The following is a 23660-nucleotide window of genomic DNA, read 5'->3' as shown; positions in this document are numbered from 1 at the left end:
GGGAAGTGGCGAGCTACGCGTTGCGCGTGCCTCCAGGCTTCGGAAGGGAGATGCGTCTCGAGCGTCCGTCATTGATCCGTCCATGTCGCCGCGCGCCGCGCGGGGGTCTTGCCGCCGAGCGCTTTGATCAGATAATCGACGAACGACGCAATCCGCGACGAAATCGCCGTGTTCCGGTAATAGACGGCTTGAATGGGTTGCCGCACGTCCTGCGTGTGGCGCGCGAGGATCTGCACCAGACGCCCGGATTCGCGGTCCTGCGCGGTCATGAAATCCGACAGGCAGACGATACCGGCCCCTTCGAGCGCGAGCTGCCTGAGCGTCTCTCCGCTCGATGACCACACGGCCGGCGCGATCCGGTACGGCTCGCCGTCTGTGTCGAGTATCGGCCACACGTTCAGCGACTCGGGCTGATTGAAGCCGAGCAGCGCATGCTTGCCGAGATCCTCGACCTTGCGCGGCTGACCGTGCGCGTCGAGATATTCGGGACTGGCGAGAATGCGCAGCCGGCTGTTGCCGATCAACCGGCTGTGCAGCGTCGAATCCTTCAGGCGGCCGATCCGGATCGCGACATCGGTGCGCCGCTCGAGCAGATCGATGATGCCTTCATTGCTGTTCAGCTCCAGCTCCACCTGGGGAAACTGTTCGCGATAGCCGCGCACGAGCGGCACGATCACGTGCAGCATGAACGGCGACGCGCCGTCGATTCGCAAGCGCCCTGATGGCTTCTCGCGCCGCGCGAGCATCTGCTCTTCCGCACTTTCGACCGAATTGATGATCGCCCGCGCATTCTGCAGGAATGCCTGCCCTTCCTCGGTTAACGCCAGGCGGCGGGTGGTCCGGCGCAGCAGCGTAGTCTTCAGCTTTTCCTCGAGCCGCGCGAGCGTGCGGCTCGTCGCGGACACGGTGAGATCGAGCTGCTCCGCGGCCGCGGTGATCGAACCCGTGTCGACCACCGTCGCGAATGCCTGGAGTTCGTCGAGCGTGACTTTCATTGTTGATTTGAAATCAAAATAATTTCGTTTATAGACCGGTTTTTCTGCAAAAGTAAAGCGGGCAGACTGCGGTCCATTCTCACCGGACCCACGGATGCCCATCATGCCACTCGCCCTGCTTGCGCTGACGATCAGCGCATTCGCCATCGGGACCACCGAATTCGTGATCGTCGGGCTGATCCCGACGATCGCGTCCGATCTCGGCGTGAGCCTGCCCTCCGCGGGCCTGCTCGTCAGTCTCTATGCGCTCAGCGTCGCCGTCGGCGCGCCGCTCCTCACCGCGCTCACCGGCCGCGTGCCGCGCAAGACGCTGCTCGCCGCACTGATGGCGCTCTTCACCGTCGGCAACCTCGTCGCATGGCAAGCGCCCAGCTACGAATCGCTGATCGTCGCCCGCATTCTCACCGGCCTGGCGCACGGCGTGTTCTTCTCTGTCGGCTCGATCATCGCGACGACGCTCGTTCCGAAAGACAAGGCGGCGAGTGCGATCGCGACCATGTTCAGCGGCATGACCGTCGCGTTCGTTGCGGGCATTCCGCTCGGCACCTTCATCGGCCAGCACTTTGGCTGGCGTGCGACGTTCCTGATCGTCGCGCTGTTCGGTCTCGTTGCCTTTGTCGGCGCGCTCGCCTTCGTGCCCCGCCGCCTGGCGCTCACCGAGCCCGCGCCGCTCGCCCGGCAGTTCCGTGTGCTGGCGCAGCCGCGCCTGCTGCTCGTGTTCGCAATGACGGCAGTCGGCTACGGCGGCTCGCTGATCGCTTTCACCTACATGGCGCCGTTGCTCGAGCAGATCGCCGGTTTCACGCCGTCGCAGGTCAGCCTCGTGCTCGTCGGCTACGGCGTGTCGGTCGCGTTCGGCAACGTCTGGGGCGGCAGGCTCGCGGATCGCGTCGGCCCCGTCAAGGCCCTCAAGCGGATCTTCCTGCTGCTCGCCGTGGTGCTGCTCGCGCTGACGTACACCATCCACCACGCATGGCTCGCGGTGCTGACGATGCTCGCATGGGGCGCAGTCGCATTCGGCAACGTACCGGGCCTGCAGGTCTACGTCGTCAAGCAGGCGCGGCATTTCGCGCCGGACGCCACCGACGTCGCATCGGGCTTCAACATCGCCGCCTTTAACCTCGGCGTCGCAGGCGGCTCGTCGCTCGGCGGGCTGATCGTCGCGCACGTCGGCCTTGGCCACACGCCGTGGATCGCGGCAGCCGTGACGCTCGGCGCGTTCGCGCTGACCGGGCTGAGCGGCACGCTTGACCAGCGCCAGGGCCTGCCCCGACGCACGGCAGAACCCGTCGAACTTGCCCACTGAACGCTGTCCCATTTACCCCGGAGATCACCATCATGAACGCACCGATCCATCGTCCGCCGTTTGCCGGCAAGCGCTTCGAGGTCCGCTACGACGGGCTCACCGCGATCAACGCGTACGCCGACGACGGCATCCATATGCGCTACGAGATTACCGAAGGCGCTTTCGCGGGCGCGAAGGGCGAAGTCGCCTGCACCTGGCAGCATGTTGCTGGCGAGATCTATGCGATTTCGTGGCAGGAGGCCGACCGGGCCACCGTCGTGCATCTTGATGATTTCGCGGCCGGTACGTCGCGCTCGTTCTTCACTGCGCCGTCGCTCGACTTCTATCGGCTCGAAGGCAGCCTGCGCGCGCTCTGAGCGGACGTCGATCAAGCCGACCCCACTCGAAAACCTGACGCGCGGGGGCTTCAGCATCGTCATCGAGCTGCCGGGACCGGTGCGTTTCCATACTTGATCTCAAATCACATATGTTTGTCCGCTAGCGGCGTTTATTTCATCAGTCTAAAAACCCAGAATGCCTGACAGATCGAACCGATCCATCCACACCAAGGAGCACATGATGAGCAAGATTCCCGCTTTCGGCCTCGGCACGTTCCGCCTGCAAGGCCAGGTTGTCATCGACTCGGTCCGCAACGGCCTCGAGGTCGGCTACCGTGCGATCGATACGGCCCAGATCTACGGCAACGAGGCCGAAGTGGGCGAGGCGATCGCTGCTTCCGGCGTGCGCCGCGACGACCTGTTCCTGACGACGAAGATCTGGGTCGACCACTATGCGCAGGACAAGCTCGTACCGAGCCTCGAGGAAAGCCTCGCGAAGCTGCGCACCGACTACGTCGACCTGGCGCTGATCCACTGGCCTGCGCCCGGCAACGGCGTGTCCGTCGAGGAATTCATGACCGCGCTGGCGGACGCGAAGGCGAAGGGCCTGGCGCGGCAGATCGGTATCTCGAACTTCAACATCGAACTGACGCGGCAGGCGATGGCCGCCGTCGGCAAGGACGCGATTGCGACCAACCAGATCGAGCTGAGCCCGTATCTGCAGAACCACAAGCTGGTCGACTTCCTGCAGAGCGAAGGCATCCACGTCACGTCGTACATGACGCTGGCCTACGGCAAGGTGCTGGGCGACCCGGTGATCGGCGCGATCGCGCAACGCCATCAGGCGACCCCTGCGCAAGTGGTGCTCGCCTGGGCGCTGCAGCGCGGCTTCTCGGTGATCCCGTCATCCACCAAGCGCGAAAACCTCGCCAGCAACCTGCTCGCCCAAACGCTGCGCCTGACCGACGACAATATGGCGCAGATTGCCGCGCTGGAACGCAACGGCCGCGAAGTCAGCCCGGACGGCCTTGCCGCCCAGTGGGATTGAACGCGCGGCTCAGACAGGACACACATCATGATCCAAGACCCTCTGTTTCAACCGCTGCGACTCGGCGCGCTGACGCTGCCGAACCGCATCGTGATGCCGCCGATGACGCGTTCGCGCGCCAGCCAGCCCGGCGATGTTGCCAACGACCTGATGGCCGCGTATTACGCACAGCGTGCGAGCGCCGGCCTCATCGTCAGCGAAGGCACCACCATCGCGCCGCTCGGCAAGGGCTATGCGTGGACGCCCGGCATCTATACGCCTGACCAGGTAGCCGGCTGGCGCAAGGTCACCGACGCCGTGCACGCTGTCGGCGGCCGCATCTTTGCGCAGCTCTGGCACGTCGGCCGGCTGAGCCACACGAGCCTGCTTGGTGGCCAGCAGCCGGTGTCGTCGTCGCCCGTGCAGGCCAAGGGCGTGAACGTGTTCATCGCGGGTGAGGGCGATGGCGTGCCCGGGTTTGTCGAGACATCGGAACCGCGCGCACTGACCATCGACGAGATCCGCGATGTCGTGGATCAGTACCGCGCCGCGGCCCGCAACGCTATCGAAGCGGGCTTTGACGGCGTCGAGCTACATGGCGCCAACGGCTACCTCGTGAACCAGTTCATCGACTCGCAGGCCAACACGCGCACGGATGCCTACGGCGGCTCGCTGGAGAACCGGCTGCGCTTTCTCGACGACGTCACGCAGGCGCTGATCGAAGGCGCCGGCGATGCGTCCCGCGTCGGCATCCGGCTGGCACCACTGACCACGCTCAACGGTTGCGTCGACGACGATCCGGAAACCACGTACCTCGCCGCTGCCAGGCTGCTCGCCGGTCTCGGCGTCGGCTACATCCACATTGCCGAAGCGGACTGGGACGATGCGCCGCTGATGCCGGTGGAATTCAAGCAGAAGCTGCGCGCGGCGTACCCCGGCGTGCTGATCTATGCCGGCAGGTACACGGCCGAACGCGCCCGCGAAGCGATTGCCGCGGGCTGGGCCGATCTGGTTGCCTTCGGCCGTCCGTTCGTTGCGAACCCCGACCTGCCTGAGCGACTGCGCACCGGTGCACCGCTCGCGCTGCACGACCGCAACACGCTGTTCGGCGGCGGCGCACGTGGCCTGACCGATTACCCGACGCTGGCCGCGGCGGCTGCCTGAACCCAACAACAGCCGATGACGGCGTTCGCCGTTCATCGACCGATCCCTTGAGAATTCCCATGAGAATCACACTTCCATCCCGCCTGGGCTTTGGCACCGCGCCGCTCGGCAATATGTACCGGGACATTCCGCAAGAAGAAGCACTGGCCACTGTGGACGCCGCCTGGCAAAACGGCATCCGCTATTTTGACGCCGCGCCGCTGTATGGAGCCGGTCTGGCCGAGCTTCGGCTCGGTGAAGCGCTCGCGGGCCGCCCGCGCGATGCATATGCAATCGGCACGAAAGTCGGCCGCCTGATCCTCGACGAACACGAAGACGCCTCGCAACGCGATCTGGGCGAGAAGGGTGGCCTGTTCCAGCACGGCCTGCCGAACAAGATCGTCTACGACTACACCGAAGACGGCACGCTGCGCTCGATCGAAGCAAGCCTCAAGCGGCTGCGCACCGACCGGCTCGACACCGTGTGGATTCACGACCCGGCCGTCGACTTCCACGGCGAGCAGTGGCGCGACGTGTTTGAAGTCGCCATGTCGGGCGCCGCCAAGGCCCTGACGCGCTTGCGCGATGAAAAGGTCATCAAGGGCTGGGGGCTCGGCGTGAACCGCATCGAGCCGTGCGAACTCACGCTCGACCGCGCCGATCCGGATGGATTCCTGCTCGCGGGACGCTACACGCTGCTGGATCACGCCGACGCGCTCGCGCGACTGATGCCGGCCAGCGAAGCGCGCGGACTCGGCATCATCGTCGGCGGCCCCTACAACTCCGGCGTGCTTGCCGGTGGCCAGCACTTCGAGTATCAGCCTGCGTCGCCGGAAATGCTCGAACGCGTCGCGCGCATCCGGCAGATCTGCGATCGGTTCGGCGTCGACATCAAGGCGGTCGCGCTGCAGTTCTCGCTTGCGCATCCGGCCGTCGCTGGCGCGATTCCCGGCGCGAGCCGGCCCGATCGCATCAGCGAGAACCTGCAACTGGCAGCGGCGCCGATCCCCGCGGAGCTGTGGGATACGCTCAAGGCAGAAGGCCTGATCGCCGGGAATGCACCGACGCCGTCCGGCGCCGAGGCAACGTCTGCGACGAAGGCATCCATGACGCCTTCGTCGATGCTGTGAAGGCGCGCCTGCAGAGACTGAAGATCGACCACGCGCTAAAGGCGGGCACCGACATCGGCCCCGTGGTGGACGAACGGCAACCGGCCCATGGCCTGGCGTATATCGGCATCGGTCGTGTGCAATCCGAAACCCTGCTCCTCCCTGGCGCTGTATCCCGCATGACAGGTCCTTCACCTCCATTTCAATGAATCGGCGGACTAGGCCATATCGTGGAGGGCGTGCATCTTTGCCTGAAGCCATTGCAGGATGCCCACCTTCTGCGCGTCCGGCGGGACGCGCATCCGCGCGAGCGCATCGTTCGATTCCTTGTGCTCGGAGAGCAGGCGGCACATCCCCGATCCAACTTCCGGGCGTGCCTGGAGGATCGGCGTGAGGTCGGTCTTGTCCAGCCGATAGAGCACGGCGCCGGTCATGGTCGTGATGGCGACCTGCATCGGAATGCCGGCGAGCACCCCGGACTCGCCGAACGCGTCACCAGGCCCGAGGCGCGCGACTTCGACGTTCTGGCCATTCTGCGTTGCAGCGACGGAGAGGACGCCTGTGTCCACCAGCAACAGGTAGTCGGTGACATCGGTACTGGCCACAACGGGTTGCCCGGGTTCATATTCATGCCGGGACAGTCGCTCGGCCAGTTGCGACAGGTCGGCGTCATCGAGCGCCTGGAAGATGCTCACTGTCGAAAGCAGCCGCAGGCGGCGATCCGAAGCTGCAGGTTTGCCGTAGGGAACGGCGAGCGGGCGCAGGTCGATGCCGGCCGACGCCAGGTGCCGGTGGGCAAGATCGAAAAGCTGGTTGGCCGCGGCGGGTTTGTTCGCCATCGAAGCCACGTAGCAGGTCATTTCGTACTCAACAGCATTTGCGCCCATGCGCTTGACCGTGACCGACGGCTCGGGCCTGGACAGGGCGACCCTGCAACCCTTGAGTGCGCGGTCGAGCGCGTCAAGCACCCGCTGGGGGCGCGCTTCCGGCGTCACCTCGATGGTCACGCTGACGCCATGCAGCTCCGATGGCCGGCTGAAGTTGGTGATCCTGGCGCGCGCCGTGGCATTGTTCGGGATCACGATCAGGTTGCCCTGCGCGCTCAGGAGATGCGTGGCCCGCCAGTTGATCTCCAGCACTTTCCCGTCGATACCGTCGATGGATACCAGGTCGCCCGGGTGGTACGGCTGGGTGGCGTTCAGCACCAGACCCGAGAACACGTCGCTCAGCGTGCTCTGAACGGCCAGCCCGACGATGATGGCCAACGCGCCTGAGGTGGCCAGCAGCCCGGTTACCGGAAGCTCCAGCACATAGGCGATGGCCGCGACGGCCGCAGCCACGAAGATCAGCGCGCCAAGTACGTCCTGGAACAGGCGCTCGCCTTGCCAGGCCTGGGGCAGGAACAGCGCGCCCAGCAGGATGGTCAGGACCCGGGCGCCAAGCAACCACCAGATGATTTCCAGTGCCTGCGCAGGAAAATGCCGGACCGGCTGGTCAGGCCATGGAGCAGCATCGAGCGGCATCATGCCGCCCTGCACAAGCACGCTGGTCAGGAGGGCGAACAATGCCAGGCGGGCAACCAGGCGCAGCCGCGTGTGATCCGGGCGGATGAGGCGCCAGGCGAGGACATCGCAGATGACGACGCACAGGCCGAGAAACAGCGGGTCCAGCAGATATGCCATGGCGCTCGATTCCTTGTATGCGTTCAGCAAGACCTGGCTGATGCCGTCGAGCCGATCCTCGCCGGGTTGTCCAAGCATATAGCCGACCACACCAATTCTCAATCGTTTCACGATCTGGCCGGCTCCGGCATGACAGACGAAGCGGCCGCGGCACACAAGCCTGCGGTAGCGCCCGAACGCGCTACCTGAGGCAGTCGCGCGCGGCCGGCGCGCAAACGAACCGAACGAATCGTCAATCACACGCTTGTCTTGCGGGCGCTTCGCATGTGGGCATTGTTCCGGCGCTGGAACGCAGTGTTCGCACCAGGCGGGCTACCAAAAAACTGTACCGCTGCTATTCTCCTGCGCCGTGAACCCGGAAATCATGGCGGCGTCGGAACGCCGCGCAGAGAGCACTGCCGAGAGAATGAAAATGCCAGCAGGAAAACAAAAAGAACCACGTGGTCTTCTGCAAACTGCAGCCGCATTCCCCCTCGCAGCGTGCCTTGCCACGCTGCCTGCCGCGACCGGCGCAGCGACTTTCTCAATGCAGGCCGGATACGCCCGTGACAACGGTCATGGCGTTGAGAAGTATGAAGTTGCCGGCCGGTGGGAGGACATTGTGCAATGGCAGTTGTCGAGCCGTTTCTCGCTGGCCCTCGACGGCGAGCTGAATATCGCCAACTGGCGGGCCCTGTCGCACGAACCGTCGAGCCAGCTGATGGAGTTCGGCGTGTCGCCGATCTTCCGGCTGAACTATGAGGGCGAGTATGCGACGCCGTACCTCGAAGCGTCAGTGGGTTTTCACGTGCTGAGCCACACCGAGATCGCAGACGGGCATCGCATGGGTTCGGCGTTTCAGTTCGCGGACATGGTCGGCGTCGGGGTGGCGTTCGGCAAGGGACGGCGCTTTTCGGCGGGCTACCGCTTCCAGCACCTGTCCAATGCCGGTATCAAGGAGCCCAACCCGGGGACGAACTTCAGCATGGGCTACGTGCGCTACCGGTTCTGACGGAGCGCTGCCAGAAACCCTGGCGCCCCTTGGGCCCATCGGATGGCTACTCTTCTTCGAACGCCGCGAAGCGCTCGGCCAGATGGTCGATCAGCATCCGCACCGCGGGCAGCAGCCCCCGGCGCGACGGAAACACGGCATGGATGATTTCCTTGCGCGGGCGCCACGCCGGCAGCAAGGGCACCAGCGTTCTGGCCGCCAGCTGGTCCCGCACCATCATCACCGGGAGCTGGCACACGCCTACGCCGGCGACAGCGGCGCCGCGCATGGCGATCATGTCGCCGGTGACGTAGCGCGGGCGGTGGTGGATCTCGGCCTGCGCGCCATCCGGGCCGAACAGTTGCCAGACATGGTCCTGCTGCGGCGTGCCAAGGCCGAGGCTGGGCCAGTCGGCCAGCCCGGCCGGCGCTGCCGGCGTCCCCAGCCGCGCGAGCAGCGCCGGGCTCGCTACGAGGCACTGGCCACGCTCGGTCAGCACGCGCATCACCAGGTCGGCGTCCTGCAGCGGCGGGGGGCGCACGCGGATGGCCACGTCGATGGCCTCGCCCACCGGATCGACGCGCCGGTTGGTGGCTTCCAGGTGCAGCGTGACGTGGGCATGCATGGCCATGAATTCGGCCAGCATGGCGCCCACATGCGCCTGCAACAGCGCGACCGGACAGGCGATGCGGACAATCCCCCTCGGCTCGGCGCGCGTCAGCTCGATCGCCTCCTGCGCCGCTTCGGCCTCCACCAGCATCGCCTTGCAGTGTTCGTAGTACGACCTGCCGATCTCGGTGACGGCGAACTGGCGGGTCGAGCGGTGGATCAGGCGCACGCCCAGCCGTTCCTCGAGCAGCGCGATGCGCCGGCTGAGCCTGGATTTCGGCATGCCCAGCGCGCGGCCTGCCTGCGCAAAACCGCCATGGTCCGCAACCTGGACGTAGTAGTAGAGGTCGTTCAGATCTTGCACGGGGAGGGAGGGAACATCGTTCCGGAAACAGGACAGTGAGGCGCAATTTAGCAGACTACCCGGCCTGCCGCGCGGCGCCTATGCTCGTTCCATTGGATTCGATGCAATTGCTGGTCCGCGCATTCGCCCCCCGTTTCAGGGATGGGGCGATTCGGCGGGGCGGTCACAGGAGATCGGCATGAAGCGCATTCTTGGCGTTTACAGCGCACCGCGTTCGCACTGGGTGGGCGACGGTTTTCCCGTGCGTTCGATGTTCTCGTACCAGAGCCATGGCAAGCAGCTCAGCCCGTTCCTGCTGCTCGACTACGCCGGCCCGGCCGACTTCACGCCCACGCAAAAGCCGCGCGGCGTTGGCCAGCACCCGCACCGCGGCTTCGAGACCGTGACGATCGTCTACAAGGGCGAAGTCGCGCATCGCGACTCGACCGGGCAGGGCGGCGTCATCGGTCCCGGCGACGTGCAGTGGATGACGGCTGGCTCGGGCATCCTGCACGAGGAATTCCATTCCCCCGATTTCAGCCGGACCGGCGGCCCGCTGGAAATGCTGCAGCTCTGGGTCAACCTGCCTGCCAGGAACAAGATGACCGAGCCCGGCTACCAGGCGATCGTGGACCGCGACATTCCCGTCGTTCCGCTGCCGGACGGGGCGGGAAGCGTGCGCGTGATTGCCGGCGAGTATGGCGGCCATACCGGGCCGGCCCGTACTTTTTCGCCGATGCATGTCTGGGACCTGCGTCTCGATCGCGGCGGCATTGCCACGCTCGACCTGCCCGAGGGCTGGCATACCGCGTTGGTGGTGCTGCGCGGCAGCGTGGTGGTCAACAACGAGGCGACTGTGCGCGATGCGCAGATGGTGGTGCTGGACGGCGCCGGGAAAGGCATGACCCTTGAGGCCGGCAGCGACACGATGGCGCTTCTGCTGAGCGGCGAGCCGATCGACGAGCCGATCGTAGGCTACGGCCCGTTCGTCATGAACAGCGAAGCGGAAATCGCGCAGGCGTTCACCGGCTTCAACAGCGGGCGCTTTGGCCGCATGGCCCCGTAGGGGGGCCATGCCTTCGCGGGCTACCTCACTGCTTGCGGACGAACTCGGCCAGCGCCTTGATTTCGTCCGGCTGCAATCCGGCGAACGGCGGCATGGCCACAGCGCCCCATTTTCCGGTACTGCCGCCGCGGATGCTGGCCTCCAGCTTCGACTGCGCCTGCGGGTCGGCTTTGTATTTTTCGGCGATGTCGTGATACGCGGGGCCAACCAGCTTTTGCGTCAGGCTGTGGCAGCTGAGGCAGGCGTTCTTCGCCAGCAGCGCCTGCACGTCGACCGTGCCGCCCGCCGACTGCGTCGGCGGCGTCCCGGCCGAAGGCTTGCCGGCTTTCTCCGTGACGGCGACGACGGCAGGGTCATCGATCTTTGCCGAGCCGTACGCCACGGCCAGGTAGGCGCCGAGCTGTTCGACTTCGTCGTCACTGATCGGGGCGCCATACGCCTTCTGCATCTTCTTCATCTCGCCGGTCCACTGCACCAGGCTCATGCCGGGCGGCTGGTAGCTGACGTAGTCGGCGGAATGGCAGATGGCGCATTTCTGCGTGGCCACCATGTATCCGGGCAGCTTCGAGGGCTTCAGCTTGACCGTCTCCGGCGGAAGCTTGATCTCCGCTGGCGCTGCATGAGCGGCGCCAGCGCCAGTCAGAAGGGCCAACGCCAGCAATGCCGTAGGGAATGTTTTTTTCATGATGCGGCCCTCAGGCGATGGTGACAGGCGTGGATTCAATGACGTGGCGGCGATAGCCGGCCGGATTCCAGTCCGCCGTGGCCGGCTGCACCTCGCCAAGCCGGTTGGTGGCGCGCACCATCAAGACCGCCTTGCCCTTGCGGTCGAACTTGACCGGCAACTGCCATTCGCGGAACGAAAAGCGGCCGAGGTCGCGGCCCAGCGTGGCGGCCATCCAGGTCTGCCCGCCGTCCACCGAAACATCGACGGCCTTGATGCCGCCGCCGCCGTCGAACGCGATGCCCTTGAGCTGCGTCGTGCGGCCGGCGGGCAGCACGCCTCCCGACATCACGCTGGTAATGAAACTGCGCACCGCCAGGGTCGAGATCGGCCGGGTCTTGGCTGGCGCGGTGCCGGGTGCAACGCACTGGCAGTCGTTGTCGGGAACGCGGTAGCCGGTCGTCATGAACCACGCGTCATGGCCGCTGAACTCATGATCGATGACTTCGATCTCCGACAGGTGCTTGACCCAGTAGGTGCCGAAATAGCCGGGCACAATGAGCTTGAGCGGATAGCCATTGAGCAGGGGCAGGTCCTTGCCGTTCATGCTCCAGGCCAGCATCGGCTCGGCGCTCATGGCGTGCTCGATATCGAGCGCCTTGCGGAAGTCCGGCGTGCTGGGCAGCACCGGGGTGTCGAGCCCGTTGAATGTCACCTGCTTCGCACCGGCCAGCACCCCCGCCTTCTCCAGTACCTTGCGCAGCGGCACGCCGGTCCAGCGTGCGTTGCCCATGGCGCCATTGGCCAGTTGCGCGCCGAACACGCGCGGCGACGAAAAGCCGCGGCTGTTGCCGGAGCACTGGTTGACCGCAACCACTTCCACCGGCTCGGCCAGTTGCTGGATTTCGGCAAGCGACAGGCTCAGCGGCGTCTTGACCTGCCCCGTGATGGACAACCGGTAGCTGGACAAATCCACCGACAACGGAATGTTGGCCAGGTGGTAGCGCACGAAGAAGGCATCGTTTGCCGTGATCGGGCCCTCGTTGAACACGGTGAACGGGGTTTCCAGATGCGGCGGCCGTGTGCTGACGCGGACCAGCGGGCGCTTGCCCGGATAGCGCACCAGGGGGCGAGGGCCATCGGCGAGCGTCACGCCATCGCCCAGGCCTGCTGCCAGCGATGCCAGCGGCGATGCGGCGAGGGCCAGGAGGCCGGCATCCCGCACGAAGCGCCGCCGGGTTGGGCGTGCAAGCAGACTGGGGGCGGGTTTGGCGGGGTGGTTGTCGTCTTGCATGTGAGTCTCCTGGGCTCTTCTTGTAGTGTGTACTGTGCACCCGGAGCAGCAAGCTGTAAAACTGGTTTTCTTTGTGAGGACTATCGATTATTGCGGTAGATCTGGTACCGGGGGCGAGGTACGCATCCCCACTCTAGGCGATGACTCGCAGGGCAGGGCATCCGGCGCTCATGACGGCGCAAGTCTCAGTGTTTTCCCCTAGTGCAAAAAACTTGGCGACCGCAGGTCCGTGCGTACGATACATAAAATAAATATTCTATTTGATTATTTATTCAATGTGCATGTGGTTGCACATGAATGAAGGAGACAGTGCCCCCGATGTATCACCGATACCAATCATCCTAGCGGCGACGGTGAAAGGTCGCGATTTCGCGCGTAGCGATTTCGTAAACCTTTTCCAGTTGTTCCAGCTGTCCGGTCGCCTTGGTGTTTCCGGATTTAGGGCCGATTTCCGCCCGGGCTGTCTCGAGGAATGTCTCGCGGCGTAGCCTGGCGAATTCGTCGCACACCTTTATGCCTTCGTCCGTGGCGAAATAATAAATGCCCGTGCGCGCGCTGCCATATTTGTCGATCAGTTCGGCCTTGAGCAGCTTGCGCAGTTCGTACTGCATATTGGGCACGTCCTGACGATTGGTCATATGGAGCAAGTCCTTGATGGTCTTGGGCCGTTCGTGCATCCGGATGATGTGAAGCAGGGCATTTTCCTGCCCGCTCAGCGTAATACCGGTTACGGCCGCCAGGCACTCGGACTGCCATCGCTGGAACGACTGATAAACCCGCATGACGGCGTACTCGAGGTCCGTGATCTCGACGCCGAAATCGTCCGTCGCCAGATGCCAGCGGTGCTGCTGGGCAGTGCGCTCGGTTTTCTGGGATTCCGCGGATTCACTCGATGATTTGGGCATTGTCAGGTCGGCGCGCAGGTTGCGCATGGATTTTCAAGGCAGTACAGGCGGGTACCGGATTTTCCGTGACCGGCGCCTGATTCTGGGATTCTACTTTGCCGGAGATAAGCATGAGAAAAATTCTGAACTCAAAGGACTTCATTCTGGGTACGTTTGCGACGAACTGCTCGGGCGGGATGTCGGTGACGAAGATAGATGAGCGCTGGGACAACTCGTGGGAGAACAACGCGAAGCTGGCGCAGATGCTGGACGAGGCGGGGATCGACTTCATGCTGCCGATCGCGCGCTGGATCGGCTACGGCGGCGAGACGGACTTCCACGGTTCGGTGCTGGAGACGATCACCTGGGCGGCAGGTCTGCTGGCGCAGACCAGGCACCTGACGGTGTTCGCGACGATCCACACGGCGGCGAACCACCCGGCGGTGGTGGCCAAGCAGATCGCGACGCTGGACCAGATCGGGCAGGGCCGGGCGGGGCTGAACATCGTGGCGGGCTGGAACCGCCCGGAGTACGAAGCGCTGGGCCTGCCGCTGGCGGCCGGCCACGACAAGCGCTACAGGTACGCGCAGGAATGATTCGACGTCATCAAGCAGATCTGGGAGCGCGACGGGGCGTTCAACTACGACGGCGAGAACTTCCAGCTCAAGGGCATCTACGGGCTGCCCAAGCCGTGGCACGGCGACCGTCCGCCGATCCTGAACGCAGCGGGCTCGGGCGAGGGGCGTGACTTTGCGATCCAGAACGCGAACTTCCTGTTCACGCCGGCAATCGACCTGGCGCGCTCGAAGGTGGAAGTGGGCGAGCTGAAGGCGAAGGCCAAAGCCGCCAACAAGCCGGTGGAAGTGCTGACGTTCTCGCACGTGGTGTGCCGCCCGACCGAGCAGGAAGCGCGCGATTACCTGCGCCACTTCGCGCAGGACAACGCCGACTGGGGCGCGGTGGACAACCTGGTGGCACTGCAGTTCGCGAATGCGCAGTCGTTCCCGCATGACCTGCTGGCGCTGATCCGCGACCGCATGGCGGCGGGCCACGGCGGCTTCCCGCTGGTGGGCACGCCCGAGCAGGTGGCCGACGGCATCTGCGCGCTGGCCGAAGCGGGGTTCAAGGGCACCACGCTGTCGTTCGTGGACTACGTGAAGGAGTTCCCGTACTTCCGCGACACGGTGCTGCCGATCCTGGAGGCGCGCGGGTTGCGCCAGCCCGGCGGAGCTAAACATGGCAGCCAGTAAGCACGATCCGCTGGCGGCCATCCCGCAGCAGTTCCGGCAGGCGATGCGTGGCTTTGCCGGGGCGGTGAGCGTGGTGACGGTGGCCGACGGCGAAGAGCGCAGCGGCTTCACCGCGACTTCGGTGTCGTCGTTCTCGGCCGAGCCGCCGATGGTGGTGGCGTCGATGAAGGCGACCAGCTCGTCGGCGGGGCTGCTGCAGCGTACGCGGCGCTTTGGCGTGAACCTGCTGCGCGTGGAGCAGCAGGCGGTGGCGCAGCGCTTCACGGGCTTTGGTGGCGAAGCGGGCGCGGCACGCTACGGCAGCGATGCGTGGACGCAGCTGACCGGAGACGGCGCGCCGGTGCTGGCCGATGCGGTGGTGGCGATGGACTGCGAGGCGGAGGAGTTGCTGGAGCGCCACGGGCACATCCTGATCATCGGTCGGGTGCGGGCGATCCATGTGGCCGAGGAAGGGCCGGCGCCGTTGTTGTACTGGCAGGGCAAGTACACGCAGCTGCAGGTCGCATCGAACTGAAAGAACAGAAGGACAAGGAGTCCCCATGAGCAACACCCTGATGCAACTGGCGGCGGAGCTGGCCAGCGGCAGCGTAAGGGTCATCGACCTGACCCAGACCCTGTCGCCGGACTTCCCGGCGCTGGTGCTGCCCCCCGAGTTCGGCAAGGTGTGGGCGTTCAAGATGGAACGCATCAGCCAGTACGACGAGAAGGGCCCGGGCTGGTACTGGAACAACTTCTCGTGCGGCGAGCACACCGGCACCCACTTCGACGCGCCGGTGCACTGGATCTCGGGCAAGGACCACGCGCACAACTCGGTAGACACCATTGACGCGAAGAACTTTATCGCGCCGGCAGTGGTGGTCGATGCGAGTGCGGAAGTCGCTCAGAACCCCGACTGGGTACTGACGGTGGAACGCCTGCAGCAGTGGGAAGCCGAGCACGGCCGCATCCCGGCAGGCGCCTGGGTGCTGCTGCGCACGGACTGGAGCCAGAAGACCGATCCCGCCGAATTCCTGGGCCTGCGCGAAGACGGCGCCCACACGCCCGGCCCCACGCAGGCGGCGGTGGAGTGGTTGATCCACGAGCGCAACGTGCACGGCTTCGGCGTGGAGACGATCAACACCGATGCGGGCCAGTCGTACGCGTGGCCGGTGCCGTACCCGTGCCACACGCTGATGCATGGTGCGAACAAGTACGGGCTGCAATGCCTGAAGAACCTGGACCAGCTGCCGCCGACCGGTGCGGTGATCGTGGCGGCGCCGCTGAAGATCCAGAACGGCTCAGGTAGCCCGCTGCGCGTGCTGGCGATGGTGGCCAACTAATAGAGACGAACACGTCCACAAGAGAGAGAAAGAGGAAACAATGAAGCATCAACGCAGGATCCTGGCCGCTGTGGCGGCCGCCGGCAGCGTGGCCGCCGGCGCGGCCCATGCCCAGAGCAATGTGCAGCTCTACGGCACGGTCGACGCCTTCGTCGGCTCCACGCGCGCCAGCGGCGACGCACACAGCGCAGCCGCCGTGGAAAGCTCGGGCCTGACCACGTCCTACTGGGGCATCGGCGGGCAGGAAGCGCTGGGCAACGGCCTGAACGCCGAGTTCGCGCTGGAAAGCTTTTTCCGCACGGACAACGGCAAGGTCGGCCGCTTCGACGGCGACGTCATGTTCGGCCGCAACGCCTTTGTCGGCCTGAACGGCGGCTTCGGCGCCATCAAGCTCGGCCGCAACACCACGCCGTGGTTCGTGTCGATGCTGCTGTTCAACCCGCTGGCGGATTCCGCGGTGTTCTCGCCGATGTTCCTGCACACCTACACCACGGCGCCCGGCTCACCGGTGGGCAACTCGGTGGCTGGCGACACCGCCTGGGACAACTCGGTGCTGTACCAGAGCCCTGGCTTCGGCGGCCTGCGCTTCAATGCCATCTATTCGACCGGCGAATCGGCCGGGCACCAGGGCAAGCAGAACTACGGCGCCAACGCTACCTACTTCAACGGCAACTTCGGCGCTACGCTGGCCGTGCAGCGCGTGGGCGTGAATGCACCGGAATTCGCCGCCACGGGCGCCAGCTACCAGATGGCCTACCTGGCCGGTGCGTCGTACGACTTCAAGGTGGTCAAGCTGTTCGGCCAGCTGGCCCAGTCGGACAACAACTTCAGCACGCTGAGCCGCCAGCGCGACCGCACCATGCAGGTGGGCGCAAGCGTGCCGGTGGGTCCGGGCTCGGTGCTGGCTACCTGGGTGCGCACCTGGCAGGCAGGCAATGAAGCGCTGGGCTCCGCCCGCCGCGATACCACCACGCTGGCCTACGACTACCCGTTCTCCAAGCGCACCGATGTCTATGCCGCCTGGCGCTATGACAAGGTCACCGAGCTGAATCCGGGCAACACGTTCGGCCTCGGCCTGCGTCACAAATTCTGAGGGCAGGCGGGCGCCTCCTGACCGGGGCGCCTGCAGACGGCATGTCTTACCGGCGGGTTGCGTTGCCGGTCACTTCTTCTCGCCGGTCTGCCTGCCACCAAGCGTTTCCAGCAGCGGCCGCAGCGCATCCAGTTCCGCGCCGAAGCCGCTCCAGTCCCCCGCCTTCAGCCGCTCGATGGCACGGTCGTAGTGGGCAAGCGCATCGCGAGCGCGGGCGTCTGCCGTAGCGCGGGGCGGCATTGCTGCCGGTGCGGATTCCTTGAAGAGCGCCGCCAGGGCCGCGCCGAGGCTGTCCTCCATGACCACGCGGTCGCCATAGGCCGCGATCACCCGCTTGAGCTCGGGCAACTGGCCTGACTCCGCGCGCAGGTAGAGCGGGGAGATGTAGAGAATGGAGTTCTCGATGGGCACCACCTGCAGATGGCCGCGGATCACGCGCGAACCCATCTGGTTCCACAGCGAAATCTGCTGCGAGATCTCCGTATTCTGCTGGATGCGCGCCTCGATCTGGAACGGCCCGTAGACCAGCGTGTCCTTCGGGAACGCGTAGACGACCAGCTTGCCGTAGTCGGGAGGATCGGAACGCGCCGCCAGCCAAGCAATCATGTTCTCGCGCTGGCTGGGCACCATCGGCAGCATCAGGATGAACTCGGCACGCGGTTCTCCCGGCAGCCGCACGATCATGTAGTAGGGCATCATCCGTGCGCCTGGCGGGTTCCCCGCGTCCATGCCGGTGACCTGGCGCGGGAACTCCCAGAGGTCCTCGCGGTTGTAGAATACTTCTGCCGTTTCCATGTGGTACGCGCGGTAGATCTGCGCCTGGACCAGGAACAGGTCCTCGGGGTAGCGGATATGCCGTTGCAGGTCTTGCGGCATTGCACCCAGCGGCTTGAACATGCCCGGAAAGATGCGCTGGTAAGTCCGCAGGATCGGGTCGGCGGGATCGCTGATGTAGAAGCCGACCGTGCCGTCGTAGGCATCGACCACCACCTTGACGGCGTTGCGGATGTAGTTGGTGCCGCCGCTGCCGGGCTGGGAGTAGGGAAACCAGCGGCTGGTGGTGTAGGCGTCCTGGATCCAGAAAAGACGCCCGCCGCTCGCGACGATGTAGGGGTCGCGGTCGAGCCGGAGAAACGGGGCAATCGTGCGCACGCGGTCCTGGATGTTGCGATGTAGCAGGATGCGGCTTTCCTGCGTGATGTAGCCGGAAAGCAGGATGTTGGCATCGTCGAGCTGCCAGGCGAAGAGCGTCCGTCGCGCCATGCTGCCGACGGCAATGCCGTCCTTTCCCCGGTAGCTCGTATAAACGTTGTCCTTGCCCTTCGGGTAGTCGAATTCCGGCACGCTGCCGTTGACGATGACATAGTCGCCTTTGTCGCCTTCACCAAAATAGAGACGCGGCTCGCGAATGAGCGGGCCGCCTTTCGACACAGGAGGAATGTCACGCAGATAGAGGGAAGGGAGGCCTTCGGCGGATTTCTCGGTCACCGGCGACATCACCACGCCATTGCCATGGGTGAACAGCAGATGCAGGTTCACCCAAGTCTGTGCATTGGAGGGAATCAGCGACGGCTCGAGCTCGCGCGCCGACAGCATGACCTGCTGGTAGCCGGCGTCGAGCTGGTAGCGGTCGATGTCCGTGGCGAGGAATTTGTAGTAGGTCCGGATCTCCTGCAACTGCGCGTAGGTATCGCGCAGCGGCTGCAGGTCCCACAGGCGGATGTTGTCGATGGTCGGGCGATTGGCCTGGAGCGTGGCGAGATTCAGGTCCTGAACGACCGGAAACGGCTTTACCTCGATCCGGGCCAGGCCATAGGCTTCGCGCGTCAGCGCAATATTTTGTTCGAGGTAGGGCGTTTCCAGCTGCAGTTCATTCGGCTTGACATAGAATCGCTGGAACAGCGCGGGGTAGATCGTGCCGATCAGTGCCGAGCCACCGAGCACCATCAGTGCGGAGCCCGCGGGGATCAGATAGCCGCGCCACCGGATATTGGCCCACGAAGCGAGTGCGGCGGCAGCGCTCAGGCCGGACAGCAGCCACAGGACCGGCAGCCCGACATGCACATCGGTATAGCCGGCGCCGACCACGACGTCGTTGTCGCCATAGAGCAGCAGGAAGCGGTCGAGCCAGTAGGACCACCCCTGCAGCGCGAAGAACAGGCCGAGCAACGCTGAACCATGGGTGGCAGCCGCCCGCGTGAGGCCGCGCGGCGCCTGGATGATCGCGATATCGCCGCGCAGCCCGTAGACCACGCCGGCAACCACGGCGCAGCCGCACACCAGCAGGAGCAGCCAGTTCCTGAGCGCCAGCCAGGCCGGCAGCGAGAAGAGATAGAAGCCGATGTCCTTGCCGAAGACCGGGTCGGCCTTGCCGTAGGGCACCTGGTTGACGAAGCGAAGCGCGATGTCCCAGCTCGGCAGCTCGGCGGCCGCCATGAACAGCCCGACCAGGATGGCAACACCGGCAATGGCGGCGCGCCAGGGGATGCGCGTCGCGAGTTCGCCGGCCAGTTCGCCAACGACTTCCGGTTGCCAGCTTTCAGGCTGCCTTGCGTACCGGTGCGCCAGCCATCCCGACAGCCAGAGCGCGCCCGCCGAAGCGGCAAGGACGGAAAGGAAGAGCAGGGCCTGGGTGAGGAAAATCGTGCGGAAGACGCCGGGATATCCGACCGAGGCAAACCACAGCCAGTCGACAAGGAGGCCGGTGACGCGGCCGATGACGATCAGCGCGACGATGACGGCCACCACCCACGTCGCAAGGCGTCTCAGGCGCGTACTGTCCCCTGCTGGCGAGCGCATCGATCATGCTCCTTTGCCGCACCGTCATCCGCGACCGCCGCCGCGGATCTTTCGCTGGCGCGGCTGAATGGGTGGCCTGCACCACTGCGATAGCCGCACCGCAGCAAAGCGACGGTTATCGTCAATTCGTGCAGCCTGAAACAATTGTAGGCGAGGCGATCAGGTGGCAACGCCTCTGGCGCCGGGATTTGGCGGAAGCCCGGCCGGCAGCGCCAGCGCGCCGTTTGCCAGCGACGCATGGGCGATCGTGATCTCTTGCGGGTCGAAGTCCATGAATGCCTCGCGCAGGAACTGCAGGAACGCGGCCACCCGGGGCACCCGGCTGGAGCCACGGCGGTACATGGCATAGATGTTGAAGCTGTTCGCGCACGACCAGTCCGGCAAGACCCGGCGCAGTTGTCCCGAGACGATCAGCGCGGGATCGAAGGCGGCCAGGTAGATCAGGCCGGCACCGGCGATGGCGCCGGTCAGCAGGCCCTCGCGGTCGTCGCTCACCAGCGCGGGTGTTACCTGGATGGACTTGCGCATGCCGTCCCGCTCGAACGTCCAGGTCTGGATTGGCTGATGCAGCCAGGGCGGCCGGTACACCAGGCAGCGATGAGCGGCCAGATCGTCCGGGTCGAGCGGCTCGCCCGCATGCCGCAGGTAGCCTGGCGAGCCGTAGACATGGGGGCGGCCCTGCCCGAGACGTACGGCGACCAGGCTCGACGGCGGCGGCTCGCCCACGTGCAGCAGGATGTCGATGTTCTCCGCGCGCAGTGCACGGGCGTCCTGGGTCATGCGGAATTCAAGGCGCAGTGCGGGATGGCTCCCAAGGAAAGGCCCCAGCCCTGGCATCACCACATGCCGGTTCAGCGCTGCCGACAGACCTACCCGAACGGTTCCGTCGATACTGCCCTTGCGCGGCGTCACGCTGCTTTCCAGCACGGACAGCCGTTCCAGCAGGTCAATCACCTGATGGTAGAGCCGTTGGCCGTCCTCGGTAAGCTGGAGGTTGCGCGTATTGCGATGAAAGAGCGCAGCGCCCAGTAGCTTTTCCAGCTCGCCAATCCCGCGGCTCACGGCAGATGGCGTGAGTTCGAGCGAGCGCGCCGCCGCCACGAAGCTGCCGGTGTCAGCGGCCCGTACGAACATTTCGAAGCGGCGAATCCGGTCCATGCTGAGCTCCAGCCCGCCCGGGCACGAGGACTCCAATGATTCGTGAAATTCTCGCACAGGTGGAATGCGTGGTGGGTTGTCGACGTCACCACGGTCAGCACCTAGATTGAAGACACCGCTCAGGCTGCCGCATCGCCGGTGGCCGGAGCAGGCGGCTGGGACGCGCCCAGAAGTGGGTGAGCCTGGCAGGTGATCCATGGGGCACGGCGCGGTCAGCGATACCGGGTCTTTCCATGCCGCCCGTATCGAATACAAAACGCTCTGCCAGGCACAATGAGGCTCGCCATGTTCTTGCGCTATCCCTTAGCTCGCTACCTTGCGGCCATCCTGTTCGGTGCGGCGGCCTGTGGTGCGCTGGCGCAGCCGTACCCGTCCAGGCCGATCCGTTTCGTCAATGGCAGTGCGCCCGGCAGCGTGATGGATGTCGTCACGCGGCAGGTCGCGGACAAGCTTGCGGCGGCGCTGCAGCAGCTCGTCATCGTCGAGAACCATCCCTCGGCAGGCGGCATCGCCGCGCTTGACGCGGTGAAGAAGAGCGCCCCCGATGGCTACACCCTGAGCATGGTCCATTCCGTGCAGATGAGTGGCGGCCCAAGCCTGTTTGCGAGCCTGCCGTACGATCCCGTACAAGACTTCTCGTTTATCGGCATCCTGTTCAGGGGGCCGCAGGTGCTGGTCGTGCGCCCCTCGCTGCCGATAAGGTCGCTGGAAGAGCTGATCGCCGCCGCCAGGGCCAATCCCGGCCAGCTTCGCTACAGCTCGCCAGGAAACGGCACGCCGACACACCTCTACATGGAGCAGTTGAAATTCGCCGCGCGTGTCGATATCCAGCACATACCGTACAAGGGCCCTGCCGCGACGATGGCTGTGATGAGCGGGGAGGTCGATGTCCTGCTCGAGGGGGTGGCGCCCATGCTGCCGCAGATTCGCGCCGGCAAGCTCCGCCCGCTGGCCATTACCGGCACGCGGCGCCTCGCCGTATTGCCGGATACGCCCACCCTGGCCGAACTGGGCTGGAAGGGCTTCGATGCGGTGTGGGTCGGCGTGGTCGCGCCGCGGGGCCTGCCAGCGCCGATCGTCAACCGGCTGAACAGGGAGCTGGCCGCAGTGATGGAGTCCGCCGACATTCGTGCAAGCTTTGAGCAGGTAGGCAGGGTGATCAGTACCGGCACGCCTGAAGCGATGGCAGCCACGATCCGGCAGGAGGTTCCGCACTGGCGGGAAATCGTCCAGCAAGCCCGCATCGTCACGAACTGATCCGGGACCTCAAGGGCCTTTGAGGTGCCGGCTGTGTAGCGGCCTCGCGCCTTCCCTCCGTCTGGCGGCGGCATTCCGCTGTCGCCTGCTCTCTTCCGGCGTGTCAACGCCTCCCGGCCCGAAAAGCCGTGTGGCAAACGTTCGCGCGAATAACTTCTCCCGAGTCGCAGTTATACAGGTGCCGGCGCTGCTTCCGAATGAGCAAGGCGGCAGCGCCGCGGCACGTGTATCGCGGCCATACAGGAGACCATCATGCCATTCGCGAGAATCACACTCATGCTCTGCGCTACGTATCTTGCTCTGGCAACGAGCGGCTGCGCGCAACTCGATCCGGCCCCATCCACCTCCTCGTGCATCACGCCAGCGCAATGCGACCTCTATTCCGGAGGCTGATTCGCAAAGGCGGGCAGGTAAGCGAGGGAGCGGGCAATGGACTCCGGGCAGATCGCACCGGGCAAGGTGCCGCTTGCAGGCGCAGAGCCGGTACCTGGCACCCATCTTGTCACCCTTCGCTGCGGGTATTGCCACCACGGATCGCGGTGCGGTGTTGCGCCTGTGCGGCGCGCCTGGCAGCGCTTCCCATCATTGCTGACGGAGACCCATCATGATTCCCCATCTCTCAACGAAGCCCGCGCGGCTGGCACGCCCGCGCATTGCAAGGCGGTTGCTGGCGCTGGCTGCAGCTGCCCTCGCAGCCGGCTGCGCGGCCCCGGCGTGGCAATCCGTTGCGCCCGGCACGAGCGAGGCAGAGCTTCAGGCCCGGCTCGGCGCGCCGCGCGAAGTCTACCAATTGTCGGATGGCTCCCGGCGCTGGATGTATCCCGAGCCGGGCGAGACCAGATGGGCGGCGGACATCGGGCCCGACGGGCGGGTTGTCAGTGTCCGGCAGATGCTGAGCGCCGAGGAATTCGGCCAGGCCAGGATCGGTGAATGGACCACGCGCGACGTTCTGACCCGCTTCGGGAAGCCTGCCGAGATCAGCCGCTTTCCCCTCATGCATCGCGAGGTATGGGGCTACCGGTTTTCGGAGGACGGGCAGGAGTATGCGACGATGAATTTCTACTTCGACCCCGCGGGGGTCTTGCGGCTTACCCAGGTGATTCCAGATTTCCTGACGGATTCGTAGTGCGTGTGCGCCACGTGCTCGTCCTGACGCAGTACCTCGCTGGCCCGTATACCGCCGGGCGATTCGTTTTATTCCCGGATTGGGGCGCGAAAGGATAGGGGCTTCGGGGGATTGCGGGGATGGGGTCTTGGCTGGCCACTGTCGAAGGTCTACGGCCCGGTTTCGCCCTGCCGGGCGACCTACTTATATGAACGCGCCCCGGTTTGCAAGGTAAGACGAACATGCTGGCTTGAGCAGGACTGGTTGCAG

Annotated in this window: 21 protein-coding genes and 1 pseudogene; 14 read left to right on the top strand and 8 right to left on the bottom strand. The window is 65.3% G+C overall.

Features of this window, described 5'->3' with window-relative positions; genetic code table 11:
• Window positions 1–68: 68 nt before the first annotated feature.
• A complete protein-coding gene (locus tag RM96_RS03340) occupies window positions 69–995 on the bottom strand; it encodes a LysR family transcriptional regulator (protein ID WP_039007673.1) in 927 nt (308 codons plus the stop codon).
• A 103-nt stretch (window positions 996–1098) separates the two neighbouring features.
• Between RM96_RS03340 and RM96_RS03335 the strand changes: the two genes are divergently transcribed.
• The 6 genes from RM96_RS03335 to RM96_RS40665 all read left to right on the top strand — a co-directional run bounded on the left by RM96_RS03335 (window position 1099) and on the right by RM96_RS40665 (window position 6106).
• The gene (locus tag RM96_RS03335) at window positions 1099–2301 is read left to right on the top strand and encodes an MFS transporter (RefSeq protein ID WP_039007704.1); all 1203 of its coding nucleotides are present in this window, start codon (window positions 1099–1101) and stop codon (window positions 2299–2301) included.
• A 32-nt stretch (window positions 2302–2333) separates the two neighbouring features.
• Entirely contained in the window at window positions 2334–2657 is a 324-nt protein-coding gene (locus RM96_RS03330) for a MoaF-related domain-containing protein (RefSeq protein WP_039007671.1), read from the top strand.
• A 202-nt stretch (window positions 2658–2859) separates the two neighbouring features.
• Window positions 2860–3666, top strand: coding sequence for a 2,5-didehydrogluconate reductase DkgB (gene dkgB / locus RM96_RS03325; RefSeq protein WP_039007669.1), 807 nt, complete (start codon window positions 2860–2862; stop codon window positions 3664–3666).
• Window positions 3667–3693: 27 nt separating this feature from the next.
• Window positions 3694–4809, top strand: coding sequence for an alkene reductase (locus RM96_RS03320; protein ID WP_039007667.1), 1116 nt, complete (start codon window positions 3694–3696; stop codon window positions 4807–4809).
• 59 nt (window positions 4810–4868) lie between these two features.
• Window positions 4869–5918 carry an aldo/keto reductase gene (locus tag RM96_RS03315; protein WP_039007666.1) on the top strand — a complete coding sequence of 350 codons (1050 nt, stop codon included), beginning with the start codon at window positions 4869–4871 and terminating at the stop codon, window positions 5916–5918.
• Window positions 5807–6106 (top strand): aldehyde dehydrogenase family protein, encoded by a 300-nt coding sequence (locus tag RM96_RS40665; protein ID WP_152624029.1) that lies wholly within the window; start codon window positions 5807–5809, stop codon window positions 6104–6106. Before RM96_RS03315 ends, RM96_RS40665 begins: the two co-directional genes overlap by 112 nt.
• A 9-nt stretch (window positions 6107–6115) precedes the next feature.
• On the opposite strand, the gene RM96_RS03310 is transcribed toward RM96_RS40665, so the two are convergent.
• Window positions 6116–7690, bottom strand: coding sequence for a mechanosensitive ion channel family protein (locus tag RM96_RS03310; RefSeq protein ID WP_238587063.1), 1575 nt, complete (start codon window positions 7688–7690; stop codon window positions 6116–6118).
• Between the two features lie 253 nt (window positions 7691–7943).
• Between RM96_RS03310 and RM96_RS03305 the strand changes: the two genes are divergently transcribed.
• Window positions 7944–8570 carry an acyloxyacyl hydrolase gene (locus tag RM96_RS03305; RefSeq protein WP_238587061.1) on the top strand — a complete coding sequence of 209 codons (627 nt, stop codon included), beginning with the start codon at window positions 7944–7946 and terminating at the stop codon, window positions 8568–8570.
• Window positions 8571–8616: 46 nt separating this feature from the next.
• On the opposite strand, the gene RM96_RS03300 is transcribed toward RM96_RS03305, so the two are convergent.
• Window positions 8617–9522: a LysR family transcriptional regulator gene (locus RM96_RS03300; protein ID WP_039007665.1), complete on the bottom strand. Its 906-nt coding sequence runs from the start codon at window positions 9520–9522 to the stop codon at window positions 8617–8619.
• A gap of 178 nt (window positions 9523–9700) precedes the next feature.
• Here RM96_RS03300 and RM96_RS03295 point away from each other — a divergent pair, with 178 nt between their 5' ends.
• A complete protein-coding gene (locus tag RM96_RS03295; protein WP_039007664.1) occupies window positions 9701–10567 on the top strand; it encodes a pirin family protein in 867 nt (288 codons plus the stop codon).
• A gap of 25 nt (window positions 10568–10592) precedes the next feature.
• Here RM96_RS03295 and sorB read toward each other — a convergent pair whose 3' ends face one another.
• From sorB to RM96_RS03280, 3 genes are all read right to left on the bottom strand, one after another.
• Entirely contained in the window at window positions 10593–11252 is a 660-nt protein-coding gene (sorB, locus tag RM96_RS03290; RefSeq protein ID WP_039007662.1) for a SorB family sulfite dehydrogenase c-type cytochrome subunit, read from the bottom strand.
• Between the two features lie 10 nt (window positions 11253–11262).
• Window positions 11263–12525, bottom strand: a complete 1263-nt coding sequence (gene sorA, locus RM96_RS03285; RefSeq protein WP_052279292.1) for a SorA family sulfite dehydrogenase catalytic subunit — start codon at window positions 12523–12525, stop codon at window positions 11263–11265.
• A gap of 341 nt (window positions 12526–12866) precedes the next feature.
• On the bottom strand, window positions 12867–13457 hold the full coding sequence (locus tag RM96_RS03280; RefSeq protein WP_052279291.1) for a winged helix DNA-binding protein: 591 nt from the start codon (window positions 13455–13457) through the stop codon (window positions 12867–12869).
• Between the two features lie 83 nt (window positions 13458–13540).
• On the opposite strand from RM96_RS03280, the pseudogene RM96_RS03275 reads away from it, so the two are divergent.
• The 4 genes and pseudogenes from RM96_RS03275 to RM96_RS03260 all read left to right on the top strand — a co-directional run bounded on the left by RM96_RS03275 (window position 13541) and on the right by RM96_RS03260 (window position 17071).
• Window positions 13541–14659 (top strand): annotated as a pseudogene (locus RM96_RS03275) (LLM class flavin-dependent oxidoreductase).
• Window positions 14646–15173, top strand: coding sequence for a flavin reductase family protein (locus RM96_RS03270; RefSeq protein ID WP_052279290.1), 528 nt, complete (start codon window positions 14646–14648; stop codon window positions 15171–15173). Before RM96_RS03275 ends, RM96_RS03270 begins: the two are co-directional and overlap by 14 nt.
• Window positions 15174–15198: 25 nt before the next feature.
• Entirely contained in the window at window positions 15199–15978 is a 780-nt protein-coding gene (locus RM96_RS03265) for a cyclase family protein (RefSeq protein WP_039007661.1), read from the top strand.
• A gap of 40 nt (window positions 15979–16018) precedes the next feature.
• On the top strand, window positions 16019–17071 hold the full coding sequence (locus RM96_RS03260; protein WP_039007658.1) for a porin: 1053 nt from the start codon (window positions 16019–16021) through the stop codon (window positions 17069–17071).
• A gap of 69 nt (window positions 17072–17140) precedes the next feature.
• Here the strand turns inward: RM96_RS03260 and RM96_RS03255 are convergent, their stop codons facing one another.
• Together RM96_RS03255 and RM96_RS03250 are read right to left on the bottom strand one after the other, a co-directional pair.
• On the bottom strand, window positions 17141–19870 hold the full coding sequence (locus RM96_RS03255; RefSeq protein ID WP_039007648.1) for a UPF0182 family membrane protein: 2730 nt from the start codon (window positions 19868–19870) through the stop codon (window positions 17141–17143).
• 159 nt (window positions 19871–20029) lie between these two features.
• Entirely contained in the window at window positions 20030–21028 is a 999-nt protein-coding gene (locus tag RM96_RS03250; protein WP_039007638.1) for a LysR family transcriptional regulator, read from the bottom strand.
• 285 nt (window positions 21029–21313) lie between these two features.
• On the opposite strand from RM96_RS03250, the gene RM96_RS03245 reads away from it, so the two are divergent.
• A complete protein-coding gene (locus RM96_RS03245) occupies window positions 21314–22285 on the top strand; it encodes a Bug family tripartite tricarboxylate transporter substrate binding protein (protein ID WP_052279289.1) in 972 nt (323 codons plus the stop codon).
• Between the two features lie 604 nt (window positions 22286–22889).
• Window positions 22890–23411 (top strand): hypothetical protein, encoded by a 522-nt coding sequence (locus RM96_RS03240; protein WP_039007630.1) that lies wholly within the window; start codon window positions 22890–22892, stop codon window positions 23409–23411.
• Window positions 23412–23660 lie beyond the last annotated feature (249 nt).

The organism is Cupriavidus sp. IDO (genome assembly GCF_000812465.1).
GTDB lineage: Bacteria > Pseudomonadota > Gammaproteobacteria > Burkholderiales > Burkholderiaceae > Cupriavidus.
Note: the sequence above shows the minus strand (reverse complement) of the source record. Positions and strands in the feature narration are given on the sequence as shown.